Raw genomic sequence first — 16,592 nt, 5'->3', positions numbered from 1 at the left:
GCGATGACCTCCGTGCCGAGCAGTATCGAGCAGCCCCCGCGGCCGCTGACCCGCAGTGACTACAAGACCCTCTCACTGTCCGCCCTGGGCGGCGCGCTGGAATTCTACGACTTCATCATCTTCGTGTTCTTCGCCACGGTAGTCGGCAAGTTGTTCTTCCCCGCCGACATGCCCGAATGGCTGCGCCTGATGCAAACCTTCGGCATCTTCGCCGCCGGTTACCTGGCGCGCCCACTGGGCGGCATCGTCATGGCGCACTTCGGCGACCTGCTTGGGCGCAAGAAGATGTTCACCTTGAGCATCTTCATGATGGCCTTGCCGACCCTGGTCATGGGCCTTTTGCCCACCTATGCGCAAATTGGCCTGTGGGCGCCGATCCTGCTGCTGCTGATGCGGGTGATACAGGGCGCGGCGATTGGTGGCGAGGTGCCCGGTGCCTGGGTGTTCGTTTCCGAGCACGTGCCGGCGCGCAACACCGGCTACGCCTGCGGCACCCTCACTGCCGGCCTGACGGCGGGCATTCTCCTGGGCTCGCTGGTGGCCACGCTGATCAACAGCGTCTACAGCGCCGAGGAAGTGGCCGACTATGCCTGGCGCATTCCGTTCCTGCTGGGCGGCGTGTTCGGCCTGTTCTCGGTGTACCTGCGCCGCTGGCTGCACGAAACCCCGGTGTTTGCCGAAATGCAGGAGCGCAAGGCCCTGGCCGAGGAGCTGCCGCTGCGTGCGGTGCTGCGTGACCACCGTGGCCCGATCATCCTGTCGATGCTGCTGACCTGGTTGCTGTCGGCGGGCATCGTGGTGGTGATCCTGATGACCCCGGCGCTGCTGCAGAGCATCTACCACGTTAGCCCCACCGATTCGCTCAAGGCCAACAGCCTGGCCATCGTGTTGCTGAGCCTGGGCTGCATCGGTGCGGGCGGCCTGGCCGACCGGTTCGGCGCAGGCCGGGTGTTCGTGATTGGCAGCCTGCTGCTGCTGGTGACTTCGTGGGCGTTCTACCACAGCCTGCCCACCCGCCCAGAGCTGCTGTTCCCGCTGTACGCGGTGACCGGCCTGTGCGTGGGTGTGATCGGCGCGGTGCCCTACGTGATGGTCAAGGCGTTCCCGGCGGCGGTGCGTTTCAGTGGCCTGTCGTTCTCCTACAACGTGGCCTATGCCATTTTCGGTGGCCTGACGCCGATGGTGGTGACGGCGCTGCTGAAGGTCAGCCCGATGGCCCCGGCTTATTATGTGGCTGGGCTGTGCGCCGTGGGCTTCTGCGTTGGCCTTTACCTGCTTGCCAACAAGCGCTGATTTGCGACTGTAGAACGCTGTGGGGCCGCTGCGCGGCCCATCGCGACATGCTGTCGCTCCTACATTGACCGCGTTTCCATTCGCACTGGGTAGGAGCGACAGCATGTCGCGATGGGGTGCGGAAGCAGCCCCGACGCCCCCGCACCTGCGCTGTATTGGCGCTGTTGGAAATGATGGCCTTTCATCCATTTGTCATAATCAAGTCATATCGTGTTCATGCGGCCTGCCGATACTTGGGCCCGTTCCATCCAACACCCCAATATTCCTGCTAGGAGCAAGGCATGAAACTGAAGCGTTTGATGGCGGCCCTCACGTTCGCCGCCGCTGGCGTTGCAGCCGCCAACGCGGTAGCCGCCGTCGATCCGTCGATCCCGACCTACACCAAGACCACCGGTGTATCGGGCAACCTCTCCAGCGTCGGTTCCGACACCCTCGCGAACCTGATGACTCTGTGGGCCGAGGCCTACAAGAAGGAATATCCAAACGTAAACATCCAGATCCAGGCCGCTGGCTCGTCGACCGCGCCACCCGCCCTGACCGAAGGCACCGCCAACCTCGGCCCGATGAGCCGCAAGATGAAGGACGTCGAGCTGCAGGCGTTCGAGCAGAAGTACGGCTACAAGCCAACTGCAATCCCGGTTGCCGTCGACGCCCTGGCCGTGTTCGTGCACAAGGACAACCCGATCAAGGGCCTGACCATGGCTCAGGTCGACGCGATCTTCTCCTCCACCCGCCTGTGCGGTGGCAAGGCCGAAGCCAAGACCTGGGGCGACGTTGGTGTGACCGGCGACCTGGCCAACAAGCCAATCCAGCTGTTCGGCCGCAACTCGGTATCGGGCACCTACGGCTACTTCAAGGAAGAAGCCCTGTGCAAAGGCGACTTCAAGCCTAACGTCAACGAACAACCTGGCTCGGCTTCGGTCGTGCAGTCGATCAGCTCCTCGCTGAACGGCATCGGCTACTCGGGCATCGGCTACAAGACCGCCAGTGTGAAAACCGTTGCCCTGGCCAAGAAGGAAGGCGGCGAGTACATCGAGGACAACGAAGCCAACGCCCTGAACGGCTCGTACCCGCTGTCGCGCTTCCTGTACGTTTACGTCAACAAGGCGCCGAACAAGCCTCTGGCCCCGCTGGAAGCCGAGTTCGTCAAGCTGGTACTGTCGCAGGCTGGCCAGCAGGTCGTGGTGAAGGATGGTTACATCCCGCTGCCGGCCAAAGTGGTCGACAAGACCCTGGCTGACCTGGGCCTGTCCCACAGCGACAACGTTGCAAAGAAGTAAGTAACTGAGAAGCGGCCGGCGGCAAACGCCGGCCCCTTCCACGCTTTCCCCAGTCCGAAGCCAGGGTTCCTGTGCGGCGGGCTTTGTCGCGTCAACACATTGTCATGTTTTTGTCATACGGGACCGCTAGGGTGTGCGCATGAATGATCTGGCCAATTCCACAATGACCCCAAATTCTCCACCCGTGCGGATTGACTTCAATACGCCCGAGCTGCAACGCAAGCGCCGCATGCGCGCCCTCAAGGACCGCCTGACCCGCTGGTACGTGCTGGTGGGCGGGCTTGCCGTTCTGGCCGCCATCACCCTGATCTTCTTCTACCTGGCCTACGTGGTGCTGCCCCTGTTCCAGGGCGCCGAGCTGACCCGCAAGCCAGCCCTGGCGCCTGCCTGGCTGCAGCAGGACGCTGGCAAGCCATTGATGATTGCCCTGGAAGAGCAGAACCTGGTGGGCATGCGCGTTTCCGACAAGGGCCAGGCGCTGTTCTTCGATACCAAGACCGGTAACGAGATCAAGCGCGTCGACCTGCCATTGCCGGCAGGCACCCAGGTCAGCTCCATCGGCAGCGACCAGCCGGGCAGCCCGCTGGTGGTGCTGGGCTTGTCCAATGGCCAGGCGCTGGTGTTCCATCACACCTACAAGATCACCTACCCGGACAACAAGAAGACCATCACGGCCGGCATCGACTACCCCTATGGGCAGGCACCGTTCGTGCTCGACGACCAGGGCCGGGCGCTGGAACATGTCAGCGTCAACGTCAACGGCGACACCCTGGTGGTGGCCGGCTCCACCGGCGCGCACCTGCAGGTGCTGGCGCTGACCCGCACGGAAAACATGATGACCGAAGAGGTCACCACCGAGCAGAACCGTATCGAGCTGCCGCAGATGACCGAGGCGGTGAAGAACATCTTCATCGACCCACGCCAGCAGTGGCTGTATGTGATCAACGGCCGGGCCACCGCCGACGTGTTCAGCCTGCGTGAGAAAAGCCTCAACGGCCGCTATAAGCTGGCTGAAAGCGCCGACACCGAAATCACCGCCAGCACCCAGCTGGTCGGCGGCATTTCGCTGATCATCGGTGACTCCAAGGGCGGCCTGGCCCAATGGTTCATGGCCCGCGACCCGGATGGCGAACAGCGCTTCAAGCAGATCCGCACCTTCCAGATGGGCAAGGCGCCCATCGCCCAGATCGATGCCGAGGAGCGCCGCAAGGGCTTCATCGCCCTGGACACCGAAGGCAAGCTTGGCGTGTTCCACAGCACCGCGCACCGCACGCTGCTGGTGGAGCAGGCCGCCGAGGGCGCCGGCATCCTGGCCCTGTCGCCACGGGCCAACCGCATCATCATCGAGGAAGGCGGCAAGCTGCAGCCGCTGAGCCTGCGCAACCCGCACCCGGAAATTTCCTTCAGTGCGCTGTGGGGCAAGGTCTGGTACGAGAACTACGACGAGCCCAAGTACGTCTGGCAGTCGACGGCCTCGAACACCGACTTCGAGCCCAAGCTGAGCCTGTCGCCGCTGACCTTCGGCACCCTCAAGGCCGCGTTCTACGCGATGATCCTGGCGGCGCCGCTGGCCATCGCCGCAGCCATCTATACCGCCTACTTCATGGCCCCGGGCATGCGCCGCAAGGTCAAGCCGGTGATCGAGCTGATGGAAGCGATGCCGACGGTGATCCTCGGCTTCTTCGCCGGCCTGTTCCTTGCGCCGTACCTGGAAGGCCACCTGCCGGGTGTGTTCAGCCTGTTCCTGCTGATGCCGTTCGGCATCCTGCTGGCCGGCTTCACCTGGAGCCGCCTGCCGGAGTCGATTCGCCTGCGGGTGCCGGATGGCTGGGAGGCGGCGATCCTGATCCCGGTGATCCTGTTCACCGGCTGGTTCGCCCTGACTCTGAGCCCGCACCTGGAAAGCTGGTTCTTCGGCGGTGACATGCGCCTGTGGATCACCAACGACCTGGGCATCACCTACGACCAGCGCAACGCCCTGGTGGTGGGCATCGCCATGGGCTTTGCGGTCATCCCGAACATCTACTCGATTGCCGAAGACGCCGTGTTCAGCGTGCCGCGCAGCCTGACCCTGGGCTCCCTGGCCCTGGGTGCGACGCCGTGGCAAACCCTGACCCGCGTGGTCATCCTCACCGCCAGCCCGGGCATCTTCTCGGCGCTGATGATCGGCCTGGGCCGTGCGGTGGGCGAAACCATGATCGTGCTCATGGCCACCGGCAACACCCCGGTGATGGAGATGAACCTGTTCGAAGGCATGCGCACCCTGGCCGCCAACGTGGCGGTCGAGATGCCCGAGTCGGAAGTCGGCGGCAGCCACTACCGCGTGCTGTTCCTCGCTGCCCTGGTGCTGCTGGTGTTCACCTTCATCATGAACACCTTGGCCGAGCTGATTCGCCAGCGCCTGCGCAAGAAATACTCGTCGCTTTGATAGAAAGGTAGCGATCCGTGAAAAAGGATTCCCTCAAAGGCTGGTTCAAGAGCGGCGCCCCTGGTGTCTGGATCAGCGGTGGCGCCGTGGCCATGGCGGTGATCATGACCGTTGGCCTGCTGGCGGTGATCGCCGTGCGCGGCCTGGGCCACTTCTGGCCGGCCGACCTGGTGCAGGCCACCTACAAGGTGCCGGGCCAGGCCGACCACGTCGTCATCGGCGAAGTGGTGCAGAAAGAACAAGTCCCGCGTGCCCGCCTCAAGGGCGCTGGCCTGCCGGTCCCGGACCAGGGCCCGGAGTTCATGACCCGCGAGCTGGTCAAGGTGGGTAACCGCGACCTCAACGGCAACGACTTCACCTGGGTGGTCGGCGACTGGCTGGTGGACGAGCAGCGCCCGGCTGACCTGATGGCGCTGGAGCGCCGTGAGTGGGGCAACTTCTATGGCTACCTGGTCAGCGTCAAGGAAGAAGGGCGCGTCGTGGCCCAGGGCCCGGCGGCGTGGAACGAGCTGCAGGCTCGCCTCAAGCGCGCCAGCCAGCTCAACAGCGAGCTGCAGCAACTTGAGAAGAAAGACATCGGCGCCATCAACCACGGCCTTGAGCGCCTGCGCCTGCAGGGCCGCAAGCTGGAGCTGCACGGCCAGCTGGACGCCGCCGCCCAGGCCGACATGGATGCCGAGCGCGCCGAACTCAACAGCCGCTACAAGGCCATCGAGGAGCGCCTGAGCGGCTTGCACCAGGCCTTCGCCCGCGACAGCCTGGTGGCCCGCGATGCCAATGGCCGGGAAGTTGAAATCAACCTGAGCAAGGTGGTGCACGCCATCCAGCCCAACGGCATGTCGCTGCTGACCAAGCTGGGCACCTACTTCGCCAAGGTGTGGGAATTCCTCAGCGACGACCCGCGTGAAGCCAACACCGAGGGCGGGATTTTCCCGGCCATCTTCGGCACCGTGATGATGACCCTGATCATGGCCGTGATCGTCACCCCGTTCGGTGTGCTGGCGGCCGTGTACCTGCGTGAGTACGCCCGCCAAGGCCCGGTCACCCGCCTGATCCGCATTGCCGTGAACAACCTGGCCGGTGTGCCGGCAATCGTTTACGGCGTGTTCGGCCTGGGCTTCTTCGTCTACGTGCTGGGCGGCTCGATCGACCGGCTGTTCTTCCCCGAGGCGCTGCCGGCGCCGACCCTGGGTACACCGGGCCTGCTGTGGGCCTCGTTGACCCTGGCGCTGCTGGCCGTGCCGGTGGTGATCGTGGCCACCGAGGAAGGCCTGGCGCGCATTCCGCGTACCGTACGCGAAGGCTCCCTGGCCCTGGGCGCGACCAAGGCCGAAACCCTGTGGAAGATCGTGCTGCCGATGGCCAGCCCGGCGATGATGACCGGCATGATCCTGGCCGTGGCCCGCGCCGCCGGCGAAGTGGCGCCGCTGATGCTGGTGGGTGTGGTGAAGCTGGCACCGTCGCTGCCGCTGGACGGAAACTACCCGTACCTGCACCTGGACCAGAAGATCATGCACCTGGGCTTCCACATCTACGACGTCGGCTTCCAGAGCCCGAACGTCGAGGCCGCACGGCCGCTGGTGTACGCCACCGCGCTGCTGCTGGTGCTGGTGATCGCCACGCTCAACCTGTCGGCGGTGTGGATCCGTAACCACCTGCGCGAGAAGTACAAGGCGCTCGACAGCTGAGCCTGATCTGCAAGCGCGCCGCGCCGCGCCGCCCCCAGCCGGGCCGCGCGGCCCTTTGAAACGAATTGATAGCGTATGGAGTTGACCATGCAGCATGAATCCCACACCCACGGCATCGACATGTCTGCCTTGGGTCGCAGCAAACAGGGCCTGCGCCTGGCCGAAGAAACCGTGGCCATCGAAGTACCGGGCCTGAGCCTGTTCTACGGCGACAAGCAAGCCCTGTTCGATGTGCAGATGAACATCCCCAAGCAGCGCGTGACCGCCTTCATCGGCCCATCCGGCTGCGGCAAGTCGACCCTGCTGCGCACCTTCAACCGCATGAACGACCTGGTTGACGGCTGCCGCGTGGACGGCGCGATCAACCTGTACGGCAACAACATCTACCGCAAGGGCGAGGACGTGGCCGAGCTGCGCCGCCGGGTGGGCATGGTGTTCCAGAAGCCCAACCCGTTCCCCAAGACCATCTACGAGAACGTGGTCTATGGCCTGCGCATCCAGGGCATCAACAAGAAGCGCGTGCTCGACGAAGCCGTGGAGTGGGCGCTCAAGGGCGCGGCCCTGTGGGATGAGGTCAAGGACCGCCTGCACGACTCGGCCCTGGGGTTGTCCGGTGGCCAGCAGCAGCGCCTGGTGATTGCCCGTACCATCGCCGTGGAGCCGGAAGTGCTGCTGCTCGACGAACCCTGCTCGGCGCTCGACCCGATCTCGACGCTGAAGGTCGAAGAGCTGATCTACGAACTGAAATCCAAGTACACCATCGTTATCGTGACCCACAACATGCAGCAGGCAGCCCGCGTTTCGGACTACACCGCGTTCATGTACATGGGCAAACTGGTCGAATTCGGTGACACCGACACGCTGTTCACCAACCCGGCGAAGAAGCAGACCGAAGACTACATTACCGGTCGCTACGGTTAAGCGCCGCTCGCGATGGGCGACTGGCCCCTGTGGGAGCGGGTTCAACCGCGAGCCGGGCGGCCCAGTGCATGGCACCGGCTTTGCCGGTGTTCGCGGGTGAAACCGGCCCTACAGGGCCGCGCTAGCAAAGGACAAAACGATGATCAACAAAGAAAGCCTGACGCACCACATTTCCCAGCAGTTCAACGCCGAGCTCGAAGAAGTACGCAGCCACCTGTTGGCCATGGGCGGCCTGGTCGAGAAGCAGGTCAACGACGCGGTCACCGCGCTGATCGAAGCCGACTCGGGCCTGGCCCAGCAAGTGCGTGAGGTTGACGAGCAGATCAACCAGATGGAGCGCAACATCGACGAGGAATGCCTGCGCATCCTCGCCCGTCGCCAGCCGGCGGCGTCCGACCTGCGCCTGATCATCAGCATTTCCAAGTCGGTGATCGACCTGGAGCGCATTGGCGACGAGTCGACCAAGATCGCCCGCCGCGCCATCCAGCTGTGCGAGGAAGGCGAGGCGCCACGTGGTTACGTCGAGGTGCGCCATATCGGCGACCAGGTGCGCAACATGGTGCGCGACGCCCTGGACGCCTTCGCCCGCTTCGACGCCGACCTGGCGCTGGCGGTGGCCCAGTACGACAAGACCATCGACCGCGAATACAAGACGGCCCTGCGTGAGCTGGTCACCTACATGATGGAAGACCCGCGCTCGATCTCGCGGGTGCTCAGCGTGATCTGGGTGCTGCGTTCGCTGGAGCGCATCGGCGACCACGCGCGCAACATCTCGGAGCTGGTGATCTACCTGGTGCGCGGCACCGACGTGCGGCACATGGGCCTCAAGCGCATGAAGGCCGAGGTGGAAGGCACCGCCGGCCTGGCCGAAAGCGCTAATGTTCCGGACGAAGCGGACGATAAATAAGATTGCTCCCGAGCATCGACGCCCGGCCTGTGCCGGGCGTTTTCGTTTGTGGCAGCGCAACCAGCAGGCACCCGCGAACGATGCGAAGAAGTCCCGGCGTGACCCAGTTATTGGCAATTGGCCACCATTGCGCGGTAGGCTAGTCGGGATTCAAGAGGAGTATCGATGAGTAAAGTCAATGTGCTGGTCGTGGATGACGCACCGTTCATCCGTGACCTGGTCAGGAAGTGCCTGCGCAATGCCTTCCCGGGCATGGTCATCGAAGACGCGGTCAATGGCCGCAAGGCCATGGCCATGCTGGCCAAGGAGACCTTCGACCTGGTGCTGTGCGACTGGGAAATGCCCGAGATGTCTGGCCTGGAACTGCTCACCTGGTGCCGCCAGCAGGCGGAAATGAAAGACCTGCAGTTCATCATGGTGACCAGCCGTGGCGACAAGGAAAACGTGATCCAGGCCATCCAGGCCGGGGTTTCCGACTTTGTCGGCAAGCCGTTCACCAACGAGCAACTGCTGACCAAGGTGAAAAAAGCCCTGGCCAAGATCGGCAAGCTGGACAGCCTGCTGGGCGGCGCCGCGGCGCGGGCCAATTCGGCGTTCGCCAATGACTCGCTGAGCGCCCTGACCGGCGGCAAGCCGGAAGCGGCCAAGATGGCGGCGCCCGCGCCGGCCAGGCCGCTGATCAATGCGCCCACGCCGCAATCGGCAGCCGCCGCCGCAACGGCCGGCCGCGGCCAGGGCCAGTTGCGTTTGTCCAGCGGCACCCAGCCCTGCGTGATCAAGGCCCTGAGCCTCAAGGAAGCGCTGCTGGTGGTGCGCCGCAGCGCGGCGCTGCCCCAGGTACTGGAAGGTGCGGTACTGGACCTGGAACAGGGCGAGAACGCCGAGGTGGCCCGCCTGAACGGCTACCTGCACGCCATTGCGGCACTGGAGCCCAAGCCTGAGAGCGAATGGCTGCAGCTGACCTTCAAGTTCGTCGACCAGGATGCGCAGAAGCTCGACTACCTGTCGCGCCTGATTGCCCGCGGGACCCAGCAGAAGCACTTCACCCCCGGCGCGTAGTTGGGGCCCCTTTGTAGGGGCGGGCTTGCCCCGCGAACCAGGCGCCGCGGTGGCTGGCACCGGCTTTGCCGGTGTTCGCGGGGCAAGCCCGCTCCTACACAAGGGAGTGCATGAGCCGACCAACTGTCATATCCCTCTCAAATCTCGCTGCTAGGCTTCGACAGACCGTAACTGTCAAAAAGCCACCATCATGCCAGCCACCGCCCGCCTGCTGTTGTTCGGTGCCTTGCTCTCGGCGTCCGCGTCGAGCCTGGGTATGACCATCTACAAGACCGTCGACGATACCGGCGTGGTTTCCTATTCCGACCGTTACAGCCCAGGGGCGAAAACCTTCGAGTTCCGCGAGCCGATCCTCGATCACATCGATGGCAAGGTGCGGCTGCAGGCGGAAACCTTCCCCGGCGGTGTGCGCTTCATGGTGCGCAATGAGTTGTATGTGCCGATGCAGGTGGTGCTGCGCATCGACAAGCTGGCCAACGCCTTTGGCGGCAATCAACCGCGTAACATTCGTGCTGTGGTTGGGCCCCGGTCAAGCAAGGTGCTCAGTTCGGTGCTGGCGGCGCCGGGCGGCAAGCTGCAGTATGCCACCGACTTCCAGTACGCCATGGGTGACCCCGGCCAGCGTTCGTTGGCTTACCGCTACCCATTTCCGTGGAAGGGCGGGCCTTTTCGTCTGACACAGGGCCCCAATGGCCGTTTCAGTCATTTCGGCCCCAGAAGCCGCTATGCAATGGACATCGCCATGCCCGAGGGAACGCCGATCATCGCTGCCCGTGGCGGCTTGGTGGTCAAGGTGGAGAACAGTCAAAACGGGCGTGGCAATAACCCTGCAGGTAATTTCGTGCGAATTCTGCACCCCGACGGCACCATGGGCGTGTACCTGCACCTGATGCGTGGTTCGGTGGTGGTGCGTGAGGGGCAGCAGGTGGCGTTGGGGCAGGCGCTGGCCAAGTCGGGCAATACCGGCAACAGCACTGGGCCCCACCTGCATTTCGTGATCCAACGCAACGTGGGGCTGGCGCTGGAGTCGATCCCGTTTCAGTTCGACCGGCCGATTGGCGGGTTGCCCGACTTCACCGCCGGCAACCCCTGAGCCACGCGGATGGGCTGCGTAGCAGCCCCCCCACGGTCAATCCAGTTTCAGCACCTTGGCCAGCACGATCTTTGGCCCTTTCATCTTCTTGATGATGATGCGCAGGCCTTCGACCTCCAGCACTTCCTCTTCCTCCGGCACGCGCTTGAGGGTCTCGTAGACCAGCCCGGCCAGGGTTTCCGCCTCGATATGGTCCAGGTCAACGCCCAGCAGGCGCTCGACCTTGAACAGGGGCGTATCACCGCGTACCAGCAGCTTGCCCGGCTGGTAGGCGAGGATGCCGCGCTCGGTCTTGCGGTGCTCGTCCTGAATGTCGCCCACCAGCACTTCCAGCACGTCTTCCATGGTCAGGTAGCCGATTACCTTGCCGTCGGCTTCCTCCACCAGCACGAAGTGCGCGCCGCCCTTGCGGAACTGCTCCAGCAGTTGCGACAGCGGCATGTGCCGCGATACCCGCTCCAGCGGGCGGGCGAGGTCTTCGAGGTCGACCGTTTCCGGCAGGTGCTCAAGCTCCGCAAGCTCCAGGAGCAGGTCCTTGATGTGCAGCAGGCCGGTGAACGCTTCACGCTCGGCGTCGTACAACGGGTAGCGGCTGAACTTGTGGCGGCGCACCAGCGCAAGGATTTCCTTGAGTGGGGCATGGGCGTCGATGCTGACCATGTCCTCACGCGAGTTGGCCCAGTCGACCACCTCCAGTTCGCCCATTTCCACGGCCGAAGCCAGCACGCGCATGCCTTGGTCGCTGGGGTCCTGGCCGCGGCTGGAGTGCAGGATCAGCTTGAGCTCTTCGCGGCTGTAGTGGTGCTCGTGGTGCGGGCCAGGTTCGCCTTGGCCGGCGATGCGCAAAATGGTGTTGGCGCTGGCGTTGAGCAGGTAGATGGCCGGGTACATGGCCCAGTAGAACAGGTACAGCGGTACCGCGGTCCACAGCGACAGCAGCTCGGGCTTGCGGATTGCCCACGACTTGGGCGCCAGCTCACCGACCACGATGTGCAGGTAGGAGATGACGAAGAAGGCGACGAAGAACGACACCCCCTTGACCAGCTCGGCGCTGTCCACGCCCAGGTACGCCAGCAGCGGTTCGAGCAGGTGGGCGAAGGCCGGCTCACCGACCCAGCCCAGGCCCAGCGAGGCCAGGGTGATACCCAGCTGGCAGGCCGACAGGTAGGCGTCGAGCTGGTTGTGAACCTTGCGCAGGATGTTGCCGCGCCAGCCGTGCTCTTCGGCGATGGATTCCACGCGGGTGGCGCGCAGCTTGACCATGGCGAACTCGGCGGCTACGAAGAAGCCGTTGAGCAGCACCAGCAGGAAGGCGAAGATGATCATGCCGAAATCGGCGAATATCGAGGTGAGGCTGATACCAGGGGAAGGGTCCATGATGGAGTTTTTACGGGGTCCGTCTTAGCTGGGAGAGAAAAAAAGTGCCAGCTCTTGCTGGCACAGGGGATCCAATGTAGCGGCTGGGGCTGCAAAAGCAAAGGGTGCTGGTTTCATTGGGGCCGCTTCGCGGCCCATTCGCGGCGCACGCACCCCCTTGTAGGAGCGGGCTTGCCCCGCGATGGGCTGCAAGGCAGCCCCAACCTCAGCCCTTGCCACCCGCCAATTGTGCCGGGGCAAAATGACAGGTAAAGGTGCTGCCATGCCCCGGCACGCTGCTGATTTCCAGCTTGCCACGGTGGCGCATCAGCACGTGCTTGACGATCGCCAGGCCCAGCCCGGTGCCGCCGGTGTTCGAGGCGCGGCTGGAATCTACCCGGTAGAAGCGTTCGGTAAGGCGCGGCAGGTGCTTGGCGTCGATGCCGACCCCCGAGTCCTGCACCGACAGGTGCGCGCCCTGTTCGTCGCCCCACCAGCGAATGCGAATGTTGCCCTCGTCCTGGGTGTATTTCACCGCATTGAACACCAGGTTGGAAAAGGCACTGCGCAGTTCCGACTCGCTGCCCTTCAGGCGCAGGCCTGGTGCGGCTTCCAGGCTGATGCGCTGGTTGCGCGGCCCGGACAGTGCCTGGGCGTCGTTCTTGATGGCGGCAAGCAGGGCGTCGACTGCCACCGGCTGGTTGTCCGACGGGTAGTCGGTGGCTTCCAGCTTGGCCAGCAGCAGCAGGTCGTTGAGCAGGGTTTGCATGCGCGAGCCTTGCTGGGTCATCTGCTGCAAGGCCCGGGCCCAACGCGGGTTGACGTCCTCGACGTTGTCCAGCAGGGTTTCCAGGTAGCCGGTGATCACCGTCAGCGGCGTGCGCAGCTCGTGGGACACGTTGGCGACGAAGTCTTTGCGCATCTGTTCGAGCTGGTGAATACGGGTGACGTCGCGCACCAGCATCAGGTGCTCGTTGTTGCCGTAGCGGGTGATGTGCAGCTGTACGCGCAGGCGGTCGTTGATCGGCGAGGGGATTTCCAGCGGCTCGACGTAGTTTTCCGCTTCGAAATATTCCTTGAAGCGTGGGTGGCGCACCAGGTTGGTCACCGGTTGGCCGCCATCCTGCGGGGTCTTGAAGCCCAGCAAGGTTTCTGCGGCGCGGTTCCACCACTCCAGGTTGCCGTCGCTGTCGAGCATGATCACCGCGTCGCGCAGGGCGGCGGTGGACTCCTGCACCCGGTCGATCACCGCCTGCAGGCGCCCGCGCACGCGCTGGTCGCGGCGTTGCAGGTGGTAGATGCTGTCGAACACCTCGCCCCACAGGCCGTAGCCATCGGGCGGGGCTTCCTCGGGTTGGTGGTTGCGTAGCCAGTCGTGCAGGCGCAGCAACTGCTTGAGGGTCCAGCCCAGGTACAGCGCCAGGCCGATGGCCAGGCTCCAGCCGTAATACCCGCTGGCCAGGCCACCGATCAGGCAGACGGTGACCAGCAGCAGCAGGTGGCGAATCAGGGTCGCGTGCCAGTTCTGGTTCAATTGACGGTCCTTGTACAACGACGTGCAGCTTGGCGCTTTTCGACTCGATCAGCTCTTGGTCGAGAAGCGGTAGCCAGTGCCCCGGACGGTTTGTACCAGATTTTCATACGCTTCACCCAGTGCCTTGCGCAGGCGACGGATGTGCACGTCGACGGTGCGCTCCTCGACATACACGTTGCCGCCCCATACCTGGTCGAGCAACTGGCCACGGGTGTAGGCGCGCTCCTGGTGGGTCATGAAGAACTGCAGCAGGCGGTATTCGGTAGGGCCCATCTCGGCCGGCTTGCCATCGATGGTCACGCGGTGGCTGATCGGGTCGAGCAACAGGCCACCCACTTCGATTGGCGCCTCGCTGTCGCTCGGGCCGGTGCGGCGCAGCACGGCCTTCAGGCGTGCCACCAGCTCGCGTGGCGAGAACGGCTTGGTGATGTAGTCGTCGGCGCCCACTTCCAGGCCCTGGATCTTGTTGTCCTCTTCGCCCTTGGCGGTGAGCATGATGATCGGGATGTCCCCGGTCAGCTCGTCGCGCTTGAGGCGGCGCGCCAGTTCGATCCCGGAGGTGCCGGGGAGCATCCAGTCGAGCAGGATCAGGTCGGGCTTGCGGTCGACGATGATAGCGTGGGCTTGCTGGGAATTTTCGGCTTCCAGGCAGTCATAGCCGGCCATTTCCAGGGCAACGGCGATCATCTCGCGAATCGGTGCTTCGTCGTCGACGATCAGAATGTTTCTGCCAACCATGCTCAAAACCTCTCCCAGGATTCGTGTCTTGGCCCGCATTAGATAACGGAATTATTGCAGCTGTGTGACAGGGTGTTGGCCGTTCTGGCGACATTCCGTGACTGGGCTAGGCTACACAAGGCCGCGCAGGCGGTGAACAACACGCATTCCAAGCCCGAATTCAAGGTGAATCCAATGACACGACATACGCTGAGCTGGATGGCCCTATTCGCTGCACTGGCGCTGCCCGGGGTGGCATCCGCCCACCATGCCATGGAGAAGAACGGCATGCTGGTCGACCACAACGGCATGACCCTGTACACCTTCGACAAGGACACCGGCGGCAAGTCCATGTGCAACGGCGACTGCGCCAAGAACTGGCCACCGCTGATGGTCAAGAAGGATGACGAAGCACCCAAGGGCAAGTGGACCCATGTGAAGCGTGACGACGGTTCCATGCAGTGGGCCTACGGTGGCAAACCGCTGTACACCTTCGTCAAGGACAAGAAGGACGGCGACATGACCGGAGACGGCATGAAAGACGTCTGGCACGTGGCCAAGCCTTGATAGAGCTGGGGCCGCTCCTACAAGTGCCTGCACACACCGGCCGATGTAGGAGCGGCCTTGAGCCGCGAATGGGCCGCAGAGCGGCCCCAATCTTCAGCGAAGTGCGTAATCCAGCACCACCCCGATAAACACCAGCAACCCCGCCCAATGGTTGTGCAGGAAAGCCTTGAAGCACGACTCACGGTCCAGCTTGCGCGTCGACCAGAATTCCCAGGCAAAGCACGCCGCAGCGCCCAGCAGGCCAAGGTGGAACCAGCCGCCCAGCTCGAAGCGGTTGCCCGCCAGCAGCAGGCAGCCCAGTGACAACAACTGCAAGGTCAGGATGATTGCCCGGTCCGCTTCGCCGAACAGGATCGCGGTCGACTTCACGCCAATCTTCAGGTCGTCGTCGCGGTCGACCATCGCGTAGTAGGTGTCATAGCCCACCGTCCACAGCAGGTTGGCGATGTACAGCAGCCAGGCACTGGCCGGCAGTTCGTCACCGGCGGCGGTAAAGGCCATGGGAATGCCCCAGGAATACGCGGCGCCCAGCACCACTTGCGGGTAGTAGGTGTAGCGCTTCATGAACGGGTAGCAGAACGCCAGGGCTACCGCGCCGAACGACAGCCACACGGTGCGGCTGTTGGTGCACAGCACCAGCAGGAAACTCACCCCGACCAGGATCGCGAACAGTGCCAGGGCCTCGCGCGACTTCACCCGGCCACTGGCCAGCGGCCGGTCGGCGGTGCGTTTGACATGGCCATCGACCTTGCGGTCGGCGAAGTCGTTGATGCAGCAACCGGCGGCGCGCATCAGCACCACGCCCAGGCCGAAGATCAGCACGTTGGCCAGGGTGGGAGCACCTTGCCCGGCAATCCACACCGCCGCCAGGGTTGGCCAGAGCAGCAGGTAGATGCCGATGGGGCGGTCCATGCGGCTGAGCTGGACGAAGTCCCAGGCGCGCGGGTGCAGGCGGTTCAACGACTTGAGCAGTTGCAGGTACATCAGCGGTTCTCCTCCTTGGCCGCCTGCCACAGTGTAGGCAGAAACACCTCCGCCACCAGCAAGTCGAGGCCGCCACGCTCGAAACGCGAGCGCCGCCCCCACAGGCCGGCATGGGCAGCTGCGGCCGGCAGCCAGCCCTGTGGATAACGGCACACCTCGATCGGGTGGCGAATGAAGGCCTGGTCGCAGAACAGCAGTTCGCCCAGCGAGCGGCTGCCCAGGTGTTCCAGGTCCAGCCCGCCGCGCTCCAGGGCGCTGCGGCTGGCGACGCTACGGGCGAACACCCATGGCCGGCCATGGCCGCGCAGGTACACCTCGCGCACCCAACCCTCGGCGCCCGGCGCGACGCCCAAGGCCTGGCATTCGTCGGCGCGCAGCGGCTGCCAGCCCTCGAACAGGGGCGTGACGCTGAAGTGGTCGTGGGACAGGCGGGTGAGGCGGCGGGTCAGCGACCCTTCGTCGAACAGCCAGTCCAGGGTCGGCTGGTCGGTATCGGTGGCCAGTTGTGAATACGCCAGCCACGCGACAGCGGCTGCTTGCGGGGTTTCGTACGACACGTCGGTATGCTTGATGACAGCCAGAGAGGCGGCGAGCTTAGCATGATTGCCCCCAGCGCTTGCATCCTGCTGGCAGGGCCGCTACAAAGCCCTCAAGAATTGCGCGCTGGCCCCTTCGCGGGCAAGCCCGCTCCCACAGGTTGAATGCAGCCCTTGTGGGAGCGGGCTTGCCCGCGAAGTGGCCATCAGCAGCAACATACGCCCCGAG

Annotated in this window: 14 protein-coding genes; 9 read left to right on the top strand and 5 right to left on the bottom strand. The window is 64.2% G+C overall.

The window, feature by feature from the left end; all coding sequences use genetic code 11:
* Positions 1 to 24: 24 nt before the first annotated feature.
* The 8 genes from F3J44_RS16365 (at position 25) to F3J44_RS16330 (ending at position 10,669) form a co-directional block, all read left to right on the top strand.
* Positions 25 to 1,293, top strand: coding sequence for an MFS transporter (locus tag F3J44_RS16365; protein ID WP_370526761.1), 1,269 nt, complete (start codon positions 25 to 27; stop codon positions 1,291 to 1,293).
* Between the two features lie 281 nt (positions 1,294 to 1,574).
* Positions 1,575 to 2,573 (top strand): phosphate ABC transporter substrate-binding protein PstS, encoded by a 999-nt coding sequence (locus tag F3J44_RS16360; RefSeq protein ID WP_167066250.1) that lies wholly within the window; start codon positions 1,575 to 1,577, stop codon positions 2,571 to 2,573.
* Positions 2,574 to 2,736: 163 nt separating this feature from the next.
* Positions 2,737 to 5,001: an ABC transporter permease subunit gene (locus F3J44_RS16355; RefSeq protein ID WP_205299935.1), complete on the top strand. Its 2,265-nt coding sequence runs from the start codon at positions 2,737 to 2,739 to the stop codon at positions 4,999 to 5,001.
* Between the two features lie 92 nt (positions 5,002 to 5,093).
* Positions 5,094 to 6,689 carry a phosphate ABC transporter permease PstA gene (gene pstA / locus F3J44_RS16350; protein WP_205299948.1) on the top strand — a complete coding sequence of 532 codons (1,596 nt, stop codon included), beginning with the start codon at positions 5,094 to 5,096 and terminating at the stop codon, positions 6,687 to 6,689.
* A 120-nt stretch (positions 6,690 to 6,809) separates the two neighbouring features.
* Positions 6,810 to 7,610 (top strand): phosphate ABC transporter ATP-binding protein PstB, encoded by an 801-nt coding sequence (gene pstB / locus F3J44_RS16345; protein ID WP_240158403.1) that lies wholly within the window; start codon positions 6,810 to 6,812, stop codon positions 7,608 to 7,610.
* Between the two features lie 139 nt (positions 7,611 to 7,749).
* Positions 7,750 to 8,517, top strand: a complete 768-nt coding sequence (gene phoU, locus F3J44_RS16340) for a phosphate signaling complex protein PhoU (RefSeq protein ID WP_167066238.1) — start codon at positions 7,750 to 7,752, stop codon at positions 8,515 to 8,517.
* 165 nt (positions 8,518 to 8,682) lie between these two features.
* Positions 8,683 to 9,576 carry a response regulator gene (locus F3J44_RS16335; protein WP_167274079.1) on the top strand — a complete coding sequence of 298 codons (894 nt, stop codon included), beginning with the start codon at positions 8,683 to 8,685 and terminating at the stop codon, positions 9,574 to 9,576.
* 190 nt (positions 9,577 to 9,766) lie between these two features.
* Positions 9,767 to 10,669 carry a peptidoglycan DD-metalloendopeptidase family protein gene (locus F3J44_RS16330; protein ID WP_167066232.1) on the top strand — a complete coding sequence of 301 codons (903 nt, stop codon included), beginning with the start codon at positions 9,767 to 9,769 and terminating at the stop codon, positions 10,667 to 10,669.
* Positions 10,670 to 10,705: 36 nt separating this feature from the next.
* On the opposite strand, the gene F3J44_RS16325 is transcribed toward F3J44_RS16330, so the two are convergent.
* From F3J44_RS16325 to phoB, 3 genes are all read right to left on the bottom strand, one after another.
* On the bottom strand, positions 10,706 to 12,046 hold the full coding sequence (locus F3J44_RS16325) for a hemolysin family protein (RefSeq protein WP_167066229.1): 1,341 nt from the start codon (positions 12,044 to 12,046) through the stop codon (positions 10,706 to 10,708).
* A 205-nt stretch (positions 12,047 to 12,251) separates the two neighbouring features.
* A complete protein-coding gene (gene phoR / locus F3J44_RS16320) occupies positions 12,252 to 13,559 on the bottom strand; it encodes a phosphate regulon sensor histidine kinase PhoR (RefSeq protein ID WP_167066227.1) in 1,308 nt (435 codons plus the stop codon).
* A gap of 48 nt (positions 13,560 to 13,607) precedes the next feature.
* Complete coding sequence (gene phoB / locus F3J44_RS16315; protein WP_003253341.1) at positions 13,608 to 14,297, bottom strand: phosphate regulon transcriptional regulator PhoB; 690 nt, start codon at positions 14,295 to 14,297, stop codon at positions 13,608 to 13,610.
* Between the two features lie 174 nt (positions 14,298 to 14,471).
* On the opposite strand from phoB, the gene F3J44_RS16310 reads away from it, so the two are divergent.
* Positions 14,472 to 14,843 (top strand): hypothetical protein, encoded by a 372-nt coding sequence (locus F3J44_RS16310; protein ID WP_167066224.1) that lies wholly within the window; start codon positions 14,472 to 14,474, stop codon positions 14,841 to 14,843.
* A 93-nt stretch (positions 14,844 to 14,936) separates the two neighbouring features.
* Here the strand turns inward: F3J44_RS16310 and ubiA are convergent, their stop codons facing one another.
* Positions 14,937 to 15,827, bottom strand: coding sequence for a 4-hydroxybenzoate octaprenyltransferase (gene ubiA, locus F3J44_RS16305; RefSeq protein WP_167274077.1), 891 nt, complete (start codon positions 15,825 to 15,827; stop codon positions 14,937 to 14,939).
* Positions 15,827 to 16,384 carry a chorismate lyase gene (locus tag F3J44_RS16300; protein ID WP_167274074.1) on the bottom strand — a complete coding sequence of 186 codons (558 nt, stop codon included), beginning with the start codon at positions 16,382 to 16,384 and terminating at the stop codon, positions 15,827 to 15,829. The genes ubiA and F3J44_RS16300 overlap by 1 nt, the downstream gene beginning before the upstream one ends.
* Positions 16,385 to 16,592: the final 208 nt, after the last annotated feature.

The sequence above is a fragment of the Pantoea sp. Tr-811 genome, from assembly GCF_011752535.1.
GTDB lineage: Bacteria > Pseudomonadota > Gammaproteobacteria > Pseudomonadales > Pseudomonadaceae > Aquipseudomonas.
The sequence above is the reverse complement of the archived record's forward strand: the minus strand, read 5'-3'. Positions and strand labels throughout refer to the sequence as shown.